At 57.2% G+C, this 12,789-nt stretch carries 8 protein-coding genes; 2 read left to right on the forward strand and 6 right to left on the reverse strand.

Annotation, left to right across the window (positions count from 1 at the left end; all coding sequences use genetic code 11):
• Positions 1–63: 63 nt before the first annotated feature.
• The 5 genes from malZ to phoB form a co-directional block, all read right to left on the reverse strand.
• On the reverse strand, positions 64–1,881 hold the full coding sequence (malZ, locus tag PYW49_RS08660) for a maltodextrin glucosidase (RefSeq protein WP_320386235.1): 1,818 nt from the start codon (positions 1,879–1,881) through the stop codon (positions 64–66).
• Positions 1,882–2,045: 164 nt separating this feature from the next.
• Positions 2,046–3,419: a proline-specific permease ProY gene (gene proY / locus PYW49_RS08665; RefSeq protein WP_320386236.1), complete on the reverse strand. Its 1,374-nt coding sequence runs from the start codon at positions 3,417–3,419 to the stop codon at positions 2,046–2,048.
• An 81-nt stretch (positions 3,420–3,500) separates the two neighbouring features.
• Positions 3,501–4,820, reverse strand: coding sequence for a branched-chain amino acid transporter carrier protein BrnQ (gene brnQ / locus PYW49_RS08670; RefSeq protein WP_134348646.1), 1,320 nt, complete (start codon positions 4,818–4,820; stop codon positions 3,501–3,503).
• A gap of 409 nt (positions 4,821–5,229) precedes the next feature.
• Positions 5,230–6,525: a phosphate regulon sensor histidine kinase PhoR gene (phoR, locus tag PYW49_RS08675; RefSeq protein WP_320386237.1), complete on the reverse strand. Its 1,296-nt coding sequence runs from the start codon at positions 6,523–6,525 to the stop codon at positions 5,230–5,232.
• A 21-nt stretch (positions 6,526–6,546) separates the two neighbouring features.
• Positions 6,547–7,236 (reverse strand): phosphate response regulator transcription factor PhoB, encoded by a 690-nt coding sequence (gene phoB / locus PYW49_RS08680; RefSeq protein ID WP_008503265.1) that lies wholly within the window; start codon positions 7,234–7,236, stop codon positions 6,547–6,549.
• A 187-nt stretch (positions 7,237–7,423) separates the two neighbouring features.
• Between phoB and sbcD the strand changes: the two genes are divergently transcribed.
• Positions 7,424–8,629 carry an exonuclease subunit SbcD gene (gene sbcD / locus PYW49_RS08685; protein WP_320386238.1) on the forward strand — a complete coding sequence of 402 codons (1,206 nt, stop codon included), beginning with the start codon at positions 7,424–7,426 and terminating at the stop codon, positions 8,627–8,629.
• The gene (gene sbcC / locus PYW49_RS08690) at positions 8,626–11,757 is read left to right on the forward strand and encodes an exonuclease subunit SbcC (protein WP_320386239.1); all 3,132 of its coding nucleotides are present in this window, start codon (positions 8,626–8,628) and stop codon (positions 11,755–11,757) included. Before sbcD ends, sbcC begins: the two co-directional genes overlap by 4 nt.
• A gap of 98 nt (positions 11,758–11,855) precedes the next feature.
• Here sbcC and mak read toward each other — a convergent pair whose 3' ends face one another.
• On the reverse strand, positions 11,856–12,767 hold the full coding sequence (gene mak, locus PYW49_RS08695; protein WP_320386240.1) for a fructokinase: 912 nt from the start codon (positions 12,765–12,767) through the stop codon (positions 11,856–11,858).
• Between the last annotated feature and the right edge of the window lie 22 nt (positions 12,768–12,789).

The following is a 12,789-nucleotide window of genomic DNA, read 5'->3' on the forward strand; positions in this document are numbered from 1 at the left end:
TAAGATTGACACAAATAGTTGCATTTGCGCCATCTTAAAAGGTGAAAACCCTTCCGCCCGCGATTAACTGGCGAACCAGACCGCAGCGGAGATTGCCGGAAGCGTGAGCACGCCGTCCTGGAACGTCGCTTTTCCCTCTTTGCTCTTCCACGTTTTCCCCGCCAGCAGCGGTGAATCTTCCAGCACCACTTCGCAGGCCTCACCCCGGTTAATCGCCACCAGCACGCGCTGCTGATTATAAACACGGACAAAGACCACCACGTTATCGTGGGCGTACACCACCTGGCAGCCGCCGTAGTGCAGGGCGAGACTCTGTTTACGCAGTTTCGCCAGCCGCTGATACAGGCTGAACAGCGCCTTGTCCTGCTTCTCTGGCGCCCACGGGAAGGTTTTGCGGCAGAACGGATCGTTGTTCCCGTCCAGCCCCACTTCGTCTCCATAGTAAATGCACGGTACGCCCGGCCAGGTGAAGAGCCAGGTGACCGCCAGCGGCAGGCGCGCGACATCCTTGCCGAGCAGGGATTTAAAGCGCGCGGTATCGTGGCTGTCGAGCTGGTTAAACATCCGCAGCTGCTGCTGATGCGACAGGCCGGCGCGGTAGTTCTCCATCCACGCCATGCAGGTTTCCGCGTCAATATGATTCGGATCGTAGGAGATATCGGTATTGGCGAGGAATCCCCATAGCGGGAAGGTAAAGCCGCGATAATTCATCGCCGCATCTTCCGCATCGTTCTGCAGCCACTGGCGCGCGTCGCCAAAGTGCTCGCCAAACACAAACGCCTCTGGCTGGGCCGCTTTCGCCGAGCGCGTAATCCCGGCGACGTGCTGAAGATTATTCCGCGCGCCGCCCGCTTCCCCCAGCATATGCACCACGTCCAGACGCCAGCCGTCCATATTCCACGGCTCGCTCAGCCAGTGCCGCACGATGCTGTTTTCGCCACCATAAATTTCATCCACCAGCGTTGGCGACTGGAAATCCAGCTTCGGCAGGCTCGCATAGCCCAGCCAGTCCAGCGCTCGGCCCTCCTCGTTAAAGCTATACCAGTCGCGCTGCGGCGAGCCCGGGTTATGGCATGCCCCACCCATCGACTGGTTATGACGGTCAAACCAGGCGTGCGAATCTCCGCTATGGTTGAACACGCCGTCCAGAATGAGGCGCATGCCTTCTTTTTGGGTGTTCTTACGCAGGCGCAACAGCGCCTCGTCACCGCCAAACTGCGCGTCAACGTGGCGATAATCTTCGGTATCGTATTTGTGCACGCTCGGGGCTTTAAACACCGGGTTGAGATACAGCGCCGTCACGCCCAGTTTTTTCAGATACGGGAGCTTCTCGCTAATGCCGTCCAGATCGCCGCCGTAAAACGTCGAGCCGCCAGCCTGCGCGGTTAGCGGTTCATCCCACTCTTTCAGAATAATGTCGTGGCCAGCGGCGTGGTGGTAATAGACCTTATCCTGTTCGGCAGTCCGCTTCTGGCTGCGGGCAAAGCGGTCCGGGAAGATTTGGTAAAAGACCTGATCGTTAACCCACTGCGGGCCGTTATCCGGGTAATCAACGGCAAACTGCTCCAGCCGTGCGGGCGGGAAACGGCTAAACCCCTGCGGGGTAAACCACAGCTGGCGGTTATTCCACAGCAGTTTGAAGCTGTACCGGCGGCGAGGCTGTCCGCTACTCAGGTCGATATTCGCTCGCCACGCCGTGATCCCCGGCTGCGGCTGGCTGCGCTGCTTGTGCATTTTCAGCGCGGTCTCTTCGTTATCTATTTCGGCGCGGAGCGTCACGCGTTCAGGCTGGTTTTCCCCCGCCAGCCAGAGCGTAATCACAAGGTTGTCTTTGTTTTGCTTAACAAATGGGGCAACCGGTAGGTGCCAGGCGTTTAACATCACGAATCCCCTTTGATGAAATTGACGTCACCTTGCCACAGGGTGGTTAAGGATAGCTCATCACGATCGGGATTATTGGGGGAGGAGAAAGGAGGAGGAGATTTTTTTCCGGGGCAAAAGGAAGTGTAGGCCGGGTAAGCGCAGCGCCACCCGGCATTTTTACCTTACTGTGCTTCCACCAGCTGACGGTCACGGCGGCATTTAAACATCCAGCCCACCAGCAACAGCACGATCCACGCACAGCCAACGTACAGGGAAATACGGGTATCCGGGTGGTAGCCAATCAGGGCAATAATGAACACCAGGAAGATCAGCCCGACGACGGTGGTTGCGACGCCGCCCGGTACTTTAAACTTCAGCGCTTTCGCCTCATCCGGTGACAGACGGCGGCGGAACGCAATCTGCGACAGCAGGATCATGATCCACACCCAGACGGTTGCGAAGGTCGCCAGAGACGCAATCACCAGGAAGACGTTCTCCGGCATGATGTAGTTCAGGTAAACCGAGAACAGCAGCGCAACGGTCATCACCACAACCGTCACCCATGGCGTACCGCGACGTGAAGTTTTGGCGAACACCTTCGGCGCACTGCCCTGCTCCGCCATGCCGTGCAGCATACGACCCACGCCAAAGACGTCACTGTTGATTGCAGAGAGCGACGCGGTCAGCACCACAAAGTTCAGAATACTGGCAGCAAACGCAATGCCCATATGCTGGAAGGTCAGTACAAACGGGCTGCCGTTGGTACCCACCTGGTTCCACGGGTAAATGGACATAATCACGAACAGCGTACCCACGTAGAACACCAGAATACGCATCGGCACCGAGTTGATGGCGCGCGGAATGGATTTCTCCGGATCTTTCGCTTCACCGGCCGTGATACCAATAATCTCGATACCGCCGTAGGCAAACATCACCATCTGTAGCGACATGACCATGCCGAGCCAGCCGTTACTAAAGAAGCCACCGTTGCTCCAGAGATTATGGATGCCGGTCGGCTGCCCGCCGTTGCCTATTCCCCAGATGATGATGCCGAAACCGGCCACAATCATGATGATGATGGTGGCGACCTTGAAGAAGGAGAACCAGAATTCCAGCTCGCCAAACACCTTCACGCTCATCAGGTTGACGGCGCAAATGATCAGCACCACGCTAAGGACCCAAATCCAGTGCGGCACCGCCGGGAACCAGACGCCCATGTAGATGCCAAACGCCGTTACGTCGGCAATCGCCACAATCAGGATTTCGAAGCAGTAGGTCCAGCCGGTGATAAACCCGGCCAGCGGGCCAAGGTTTTCCTGCGCGTAGCGGGAGAATGAGCTGGCTGACGGGTTGTGAACAGACATTTCACCGAGGGCGCGCATGATGATATACGCCGCCACGCCGCCGATGATGTAAGCCAGCAGAACGCTTGGGCCGGCCATTTTGATGGCATCTGCCGAGCCATAAAAAAGACCGGTTCCAATAGCAGAGCCCAGCGCCATAAAGCGGATGTGGCGCGTGCTGAGCCCACGTTTGAGTTTGTTAGTGCTTTCCATTTAAATCTTGCCATTCAACACGAAAAAAACAAAAAACCACGGGGCCTTAAGCCCCGTGGTTAAACAGTTTGTTGCCGTTGATTAATGGGCGTTTGATGCGACCTGACGCCCTGCAGCACGGTCCCAGATAATGGCCAGAACCAGTGCAACAACGGTAGGCATCAGCCAGGCCAGACCCTGCTCGGACAGCGGCAGACGCTGTGTCCATGCAGGCAGTATTCCTGCGAATGCTGATGCTTTAATGCCGTCAAGGATACCAAAAATCAGGCTGATAAACATGGCTGGCGCAATAATTCGTGAGGCATTGTTCCACCACGGGCGAGTGAAGCTCAGTACCACCAGCACGATACACGGCGGATAAATCGCCGTCAGCACCGGAATAGAGACCTGAATCAGGTGGCTCAAACCGAGGTTGGATACCGCCATGGAGAAGATACCGAGGATAAACACCAGCGTGCGGTAAGAGAGCGGCAGATACTGCGCAAAGAACTCTGCACAAGCGCAGGTCAGGCCCACTGCGGTCACCAGACATGCCAGGAAAATGAGCGCCGCCAACAGCATACTGCCCGCACCACCGAAGGTGTGCTGAACGTAGGCGTGCAGGATAGCCGCACCATTCGCGTTCTGATCAACCAGCATGGCGCTATCGGAGCCCAGGCGGAACAGCGCCAGATACAGCAGCGTCAGGCCCACACCGGCCATCAGGCCAGCCCAGATGGTATAGCGGGTCAGCAGGCGCGCTTCAGTCACACCGCGGGAACGCGCGGCGTTAACGATAACGATACCAAACACCATGGCGCCCAGCGTATCCATCGTCAGATAGCCGTTCACAAAGCCGTTAGAGAACGCGGCGTTTTTATAGGCGTCCATCGCGTCGCTGATCGGGCCTGCAGGCCAGACAATGGCCGCTACCGCCAGAACAATCAGCGCCACAATTTTCAGCGGAGCCAGGAAGTTGCCCACGGTATCCAGCAGTTTGCCCGGATAGAGGGAAACCAGAATCACAATCGCGAAGTAAATCAGGCTGTAGATAAACAGCGGCATTGCGCCGTCACCGGTCAGGGGAGCAATACCCACTTCGAAGGAAACGGTCGCCGTACGCGGGGTCGCAAACAGCGGGCCAACGGCCAGATAGCAGACGGTTGCCAGCAGAACGCCAGCCACTTTGCCAATCGGGGTGCTGAGGCTATCCACGCCGCCGCCGACTTTCGCCAACGCGACGACGGTCAGTACCGGTAGACCCACGGCAGTAATCAGGAAACCAAACGCGGCGGTCCAGACGTGTTCACCTGCCTGTAAGCCAACCATTGGAGGGAAAATGATGTTGCCTGCGCCAACGAACAGCGCAAATGTCATAAAGCCCAGCGCGATGATGTCACGCGATTTTAAGTGATGGGTCATAAAACCTTACTGCCTGTGGATGTGGTGTTGAAAACATTGAGATTTCCGATTCCCCTGACGGGACGATACAGCCGAAAATTTGCTCAATTTCAGCGGGAAATGCTCCCGTCCTGGCGTGGAGAAGAATAGTTTTTCGATTTACCACGCAAATACAGTCGGTCTGACAGTATCTGGGGCGCAATTTAAACGCTTATAACGTTTAAAGGCAAGGTGGGATCGTAAAACCAGAACAATATGCCAGCATGAAAATACACGCCAGCACAATACGCTATTTATAAGAAAAACCCATGGCTAATCATGCGAACAAAAAACAGTCAGCCGTATAAAATTCATCCGCGTTTCGCTTGACTGCAAAGCAAACGGGCCAGCAGACGCTGACCCGTGGAAAGGTAAAATGACACACCTGCTGTCAGGCGATCTTTTTGGCAATTAATCGTTCCGGGATCACGAAGCTGAAGCGGGTTCCTTTACCCAGCGTACTCTGGATATCGAGACGGCTTTCATGGTGATTCACCGCGTGTTTAACAATCGCCAGCCCCAGGCCGCTTCCTCCTGTCTGTCGCGATCGTGCTTTATCCACACGGTAGAAACGCTCGGTGAGGCGCGGAATATGCTCCGGGGCGATCCCCGGCCCGTTGTCCTCCACGCTAAACTCGGCTCCCGTTGGGGTATGGTGCCAGCGCACCACGATGTCCGTCCCTTCCGGCGTATGGTTCACCGCGTTATACACCAGGTTGGAGATGGCGCTGCGCAGTTCATCTTCACTACCCAGCACCTTCAGCGTGCTGTCGACCTCAAAGGTCAGGTGATGCTTTTTGTGGCTTAACGTCTGCGCTTCACGCTCCACCACCCGCAGCATCATCGGCACATCGATGGTGTCATTCAGCGCAAGCGTTGGTGCCGCTTCAATCTTCGAGAGCGTCAGCAGCTGCTTCACCAGCCCTTCCATCCGGTGCGTTTGCTCGCGCATGGTGTGCAGCGCTTTTTCACGCGGCGCACCTTCAAGCGTTTGCTCCTGCATCATCTCCAGGTAACCCTGAAGCACGGTCAACGGCGTACGTAATTCGTGGCTGACGTTCGCGAAGAAGTTGCGACGCGCCCCTTCCAGCTGGTGCATCTGGGTGACATCGCGCGCCACCATCAGCCACTGCTTATCGCTGTAGGGCATCACGCGGATTTCCAGATGGCGACCATTGTTGATCTTCAGATTGTGCGGACGGGTAAAATCACGCTTTTTCAGATACAGCGTGAACTCGGGATAACGCAGAAGGTTGAGGATATTCTGGCCATTATCGTCCGGCCAGCGCAGGCCCAGCAGCTGTTGCGCAAGGCCGTTACACCAGAAGATGGTCCCTTCTTCGGTGGTGAGAATGACGGCATCCGGCAGCGATTCCGCGCCGCTGCGAAAACGCTTAATCAGGCTTCCCAGCTCACGGCGGCGCTTTTTATTACGCATCTGCATCTGATGCAGACCGTACAGCAGCGGCTCCCAGCTGCCGCTTCCCGGCGGCGGCGTCATGCTTCGGTCAACCCACAGCCACCAGGAGAGGCGCAGCAGGTTCCAGAAATGCCAGATCAGCAGCCCGGTGACCGACGCCAGCAGAAACCACGGCAGGTATCCAAGAAAGGCCCCCAGAATGAAGGCCGGAATACAACATAAGATCAGTTCAAAGACGAGCCTTTTCCATGACAGACGTTCCAGCACGCGTCACACTCCTGTCATTATTCAGAAACGGGTAGAAAAACGATAACCCGTGCCGCGGACCGTCTGCACCATGCGATCGTGGCCGCTCAGTTCCAGCGCTTTTCGCAGGCGGCGGATATGGACGTCAACCGTCCGGTCTTCGACATACACGTTAGTTCCCCAGACGTTATTCAGCAACTGCTCGCGGCTGTAAACGCGCTCCGGGTGGGTCATAAAGAAGTGCAGGAGTTTAAATTCGGTAGGCCCCATGTCGAGGGGATTTTCACCGGTCATCACGCGGTGTGAGGTGGGGTCAAGGCTGAGTCCCTGCATCTCTATCACCTCTTCCACCGCCATCGGCGAAATACGGCGCATCACGGCTTTAATGCGGGCCACCAGCTCTTTCGGTGAAAAAGGTTTGGTAATGTAATCATCCGCGCCGGTCTCCAGACCGCGGACGCGATCCTCTTCCTCTCCGCGCGCCGTGAGCATCACCACCGGTATGTCGCGGGTCAGCGCTTCACGCTTCAGGTGTTTGATAAACTGCAGTCCGGAACCGCCAGGCAACATCCAGTCCAGCAGAATCAGATCGGGCCAGGGTTCATTTAGCTGGTTCACTGCGCTGTCATAATCTTCCGCTTCAACCGGCTGGAAGCCATTTTGCTCGAGCACGAAGCACACCATTTCACGAATTGGAGCTTCATCTTCTACGACCAGAATACGTCTCGCCATACTTTGCCCTGTCTTATCTTATTTAAGTTACAAGTTTGTAATTCGGCGCCATTATGCGTCAGATTTATGACAGATTTATGAAAAACAGTACCACGTTCGCGGGCAAACTGTTGTTTTATTACAGCGGTTATTTTCCCGTCGCTGAAGGTTTATAATCCTGCTTTCTCTTTTTTGCCACGGATCAGCTATGCGCATACTTCACACCTCGGACTGGCATCTGGGTCAAAATTTTTACAGCAAAAGCCGTGCGGCTGAACATGAAGCGTTCCTGAGCTGGCTGCTGGAAACGGCCCAGACGCACGAGGTGGACGCGATTATTGTGGCGGGTGACATTTTTGATACCGGCTCTCCCCCCAGCTATGCGCGTGAACTGTATAACCGCTTCGTGGTGAATTTGCAGCAAACCGGCTGCCATCTGGTGATTGTCGCCGGCAACCATGATTCCGTCGCGACGCTCAATGAATCCCGCGACATCCTGGCATTTCTCAATACCACCGTGGTCGCCAGCGCCGGGCACGCCCCGCAGATCCTGAAAAAACGCGACGGTACGCCGGGGGCCGTGCTGTGTCCCATACCGTTTTTACGTCCGCGGGACATCGTGCAAAGCCAGGCGGGGCTGTCGGGTGCAGAAAAGCAGCAACATCTGTTACAGGCCATCACCGACTATTATCACCAGCAGTACGCCGAAGCTTGTGCTCTGCGCGGCGACCAGCCGATTCCGGTGATTGCGACCGGGCACCTCACCACCGTCGGAGCCAGTAAAAGTGACGCCGTCCGCGACATCTATATCGGCACGCTGGACGCCTTTCCGGCGCAAAACTTCCCGCCTGCAGACTATATTGCACTCGGGCATATCCACCGCGCGCAGGTTATCGGCGGCTGTGAGCACATCCGCTACTGCGGATCGCCGCTTTCGCTCAGCTTCGATGAAACGGGCAAAGCCAAATCCGTGCATCTGGTGAGCTTCACCGAGGGCAAACTCAGCGCCGTGGAGACGCTGGAGGTGCCGGTCACCCAGCCGTTGGCGGTGCTAAAAGGCGATCTCGACGCCATTACCGCCCAGCTTGAGCAGTGGCGCGGCGCGGCGCTTAATCCTCCCGTCTGGCTGGATATCGAAATTACCACCGATGAATACCTGCATGATATGCAGCGAAAAATCCAGGCGCTGACCGAAGACTTGCCGGTTGAAGTGTTACTGGTACGCCGCAGCCGCGAGCAGCGCGAGAAAATTCTGCTCAGCGCCCAGCGCGAAACCCTCAGCGAGCTGAGGGTAGAAGAAGTGTTTGAACGCAGGCTCTCGCAGGAGGAGATAGACGACGCGAAGCGCATAAGGCTTAGCGAGCTGTTCACTCATACCCTGCATGCGCTCAATGATGAGGATGAAAACGCATGAAAATTTTGAGCCTGCGCCTGAAAAATCTTAACTCCCTCAAGGGCGAGTGGAAAATTGACTTTACCGCTGAGCCCTTTGCCAGCAACGGGCTGTTTGCCATTACCGGCGCGACGGGAGCAGGCAAAACCACCCTGCTCGACGCCATCTGTCTGGCGCTTTATCACGAAACCCCACGCCTGCAGAAGGTTTCTCAGGCGCAAAACGACCTGATGACGCGCGACACCGCTGAGTGTCTGGCCGAAGTGGAGTTTGAAGTGAAAGGAACTGCCTATCGCGCCTTCTGGAGCCAGAACCGCGCGCGTAATCAGCCTGACGGGAACCTGCAGGCACCGCGCGTGGAGCTGGCGCGCTGCGAAGATGGCAAAATTCTGGCCGATAAAGTGACGGATAAACTGGAGCAAACCGCCGCGCTCACCGGGCTGGACTATGGCCGTTTTACCCGCTCCATGCTGCTCTCTCAGGGACAATTTGCCGCCTTCCTCAATGCCAAACCGAGCGATCGTGCAGAACTGCTGGAAGAGCTGACCGGCACCGAGATCTACGGCCAGATTTCCGCCATGGTATTTGAGAAACACAAGGCCGCCCGCAGCGTGCTTGAAAAGTGCGAGGCGCAGGCTGCGGGCGTCGTGCTGTTGAGCGAAGAGCAACAGCAGCAGTTACAGCAAAGTTTGCAGGCACTTACTGACGAAGAGAAAACCCTGCTGGAACAGCAGCAAAGCCAACAGAAAGATTTTCAGTGGCTTACGCGCCATGATGAGCTTGTGCGCGAGCAACAGCGCGTCACCACGATGCAACAGCAGGCGCAACAGGCGCTGACGGACGCAGCACCTGAACTGGCAAAACTTCAGCTTGCTCAGCCCGCCGCCCAGCTTCGGCCGCTTTGGGAGCATCAGCAGGAGCAAACCGCGCGCCTGACGCAGACACAGCAGCGAATTATCGAAGTAAATACTCGCTTACAAGCTAAAACCGCGCTGCGCGCGCGGATCCGCAACACCGCCCTGCGTAACCACGAGCAGCTTCAGACCGAACTGACCGCGCTGGCGCAGTGGCTGGCGGAGCACGAGCGTTATCGTCTGTTGGGTCAGGAGATTGCCGGCTGGCGCGCGCAGTTCTCACAGCTAAACCGCGATAAAACGCAGTTAGCCTCGCTTTCTGCGAGGATGAGTGAATTACGTAACAAGCTGGCTGAGATGCCGGAAAATGCGCTGGCGCTGACGGCGGATGAGGTCAGCGTCGCCATGGAGCAGCAGTCCCGGTCACGCACGCTGCGCCAGCGGCTAACGTCGCTGCATGCCCGCTATCAGCCGTTGCAAAAGCGCCTGCGCCAGAGCGGTGAAAGTGTTCAGAAGGCCCAGGCCGATCAAAATAAACTCAACGAAACGCTGACGCTGCGCCGCCAGCAGTACAAAGAGAAACACCAGCACTATCTGGACCTGAAGACCCTCTGCGAACGTGAAGCGACGATTAAAGACCTGGAAAGCTTTCGTTCCCAGCTTGAGGCAGGCAAACCCTGTCCGCTGTGCGGTTCCAGCGAGCACCCCGCTGTGGAGACATACCAGTCGCTTGAACTGACGGATAATCAGCGCCGCCGTGATGCCCTGGAGAAAGAGGTCGCCTCACTCAAAGAGGAAGGCCTGCTGGTGCTGGGACAGGTCAACGCCCTCACCCAGCAGATCCAGCGTGAGACAGACGAAGCGCAGACCCTGGCTCAGGAAGAGCAAGCACTCACTAAAGAGTGGCTGGAAACCTGCACGTCCCTGAATGTCGCGTTGACTATTCAGGATGATATCGCGCCATGGATGAACGAGCAGGAACATTATGAGCGCCAGCTTTATCAGCTCAGCCAGCGTCTGACCCTGCAAAATCAGCTGAACGAGCAGGAAGTGCAGGAACGACAGTATCAGCAGCAGCTGACGACCACGCGCCAGGCGCTGGAACACACCCTGCTCTCGCTAACGCTTAACGTACCTGAAGACGGCAATGAAGCCGCCTGGCTACACGCCCGTGAAGCCGAATTCGCGCAGTGGCAGGAGAAGCAAACGCAGCACGGCGTGCTTCAGGAACGTATGAACACCCTGAAGCCGCTGCTTGACGCGCTTCCGGTAACGGACGGTGAAGAAGTCGAACCGGCTATTCCTGATGACTGGCGCGACATCCACGACGAATGCGTGTCGCTGCAAAGCCAGCTTAGCGCCCAGCAGCAACAGGAAGCGCTGGAGCGAGAGCGCCTGCTGCAGTCACAGACGCAATTCACCACGGCGCTCTCAGCAAGCTGTTTTGCCGATCGGGACGCGTTTCTTGCCGCTCTGCTGGATGATGGCACCATTCGCCACCTCGAACAGCTGAAACAGTCGCTGGAAAACCAGTTACAGCAGGCCGCGACTCTGTGTGGACAAGCTAACCAACAGCTGCACTCTCATCTGGCGCTGCGTCCGGAAGGACTCGACGCCGACGCCGCCACACTGCAAATCCAGCTGCAACTGCTGGCGCAACAGCTTCGGGAGAACACCACGCATCAGGGCGAGATCCGTCAGCAGCTTAAGCAGGACAGCGATAACCGACAGCACCAGATGGCGTTGATGCAGCAAATTGAAGAAGCCGCACGTCAGGCAGACGACTGGGGGTATCTGAACGCGCTTATCGGATCCAGCACCGGTGACAAGTTCCGTAAGTTCGCTCAGGGGCTGACGCTGGACAATCTTGTCTGGCTCGCCAACCAGCAGCTTAACCGTCTGCACGGGCGCTATCTGTTGCAGCGTAAGGCCAGCGACGCGCTGGAGCTGGAAGTGGTCGATACCTGGCAGGCAGATGCAGTTCGCGATACCCGTACGCTCTCGGGCGGCGAGAGCTTCCTGGTCAGTCTGGCGCTGGCGCTGGCCCTTTCCGATCTGGTGAGTCATAAGACGCGGATTGATTCCCTGTTCCTGGATGAAGGGTTCGGCACGCTCGACAGTGAAACGCTGGATACCGCGCTGGATGCGCTCGACGCGCTGAACGCCACCGGAAAAACCATCGGTGTGATCAGCCACGTTGAGGCGATGAAAGAGCGCATTCCAGTGCAGATCAAAGTGAAGAAAATTAACGGGCTGGGGTATAGCAGGCTGGACAGGGAGTTTGCCGTGCAGTAAAGGCCACTCCATTCTGTAGGCCGGGTAAGGCGTAGCCGCCACCCGGCTTTTTTATTGCGGATGCCTGAATTCGCCCGGTGGCGCTTCGCTTACCGGGCCTACGAATTTACTGGCCACAGCCACGCCGCGCCGCGCACGCCGCTGGAGTCACCGTGGACGGCTTTGCGGATCGGGGTTTCACACTCGCCGCCGAAGACCCACTGTTTCACCAGGGTCGGCACTGTGGCATACAGCCGGTCGACGTTGCTCATGCCGCCGCCCAGCACAATCACGTCTGGATCGAGAATATTCACCACGTGTGCCAGAGATTTCGCCAGCCGCATTTCGTAGCGGCTCAGGGCCAGCTCGGCCACCGGATCCTGCTCCTCGACCAGCCGTATGATCTTGTTGCCCTTGAGCGGCTGGCCGCTCAAGCGGTGGTAATCGGTCGCAAAACCGGTGCCGGAGATAAACGTCTCAATACAGCCTTGTTTTCCGCAGTAGCACGGCACTTCAGCGCGGTATTTAAGCTCATCCTCATCCATCCACGGCAGCGGGTTATGTCCCCACTCGCCCGCGGTACCGTTACCGCCGATATGGGCGCGCCCGCCGAACGCCACGCCCGCGCCGCAGCCGGTACCGATGATAACGGCAAACACGGTCTGGGCGCCGGCGGCTGCGCCATCGATGGCTTCAGAGACCGCCAGGCAGTTGGCATCGTTGGCCAGACGCACTTCCCGGTTCAGGCGCGCGCTTAAATCTTTATCAAAAGGCTGACCGTTGAGCCAGGTCGAGTTGGCGTTTTTAACCACCCCGGTATATGGCGAGATCGACCCCGGGATCCCCATCCCGACGCTGCCGGTTTGCCCTGTCGCCTGCTCTGCCATCTCAACCAGCCTGGCAATCGTCTCGATAGTCTGGTGATAATCATCGCGCGGCGTCGGCAGACGATGGCGGAACAGCTGTTGCCCCTGCTCGCTCAGCGCGATGACTTCTGTTTTGGTGCCGCCCAAATCAATCCCAATACGCACAAGACTCTCCTCATTATTTTGA

This window comes from Enterobacter chinensis, assembly GCF_034008295.1.
Classification (GTDB): domain Bacteria; phylum Pseudomonadota; class Gammaproteobacteria; order Enterobacterales; family Enterobacteriaceae; genus Enterobacter; species Enterobacter chinensis.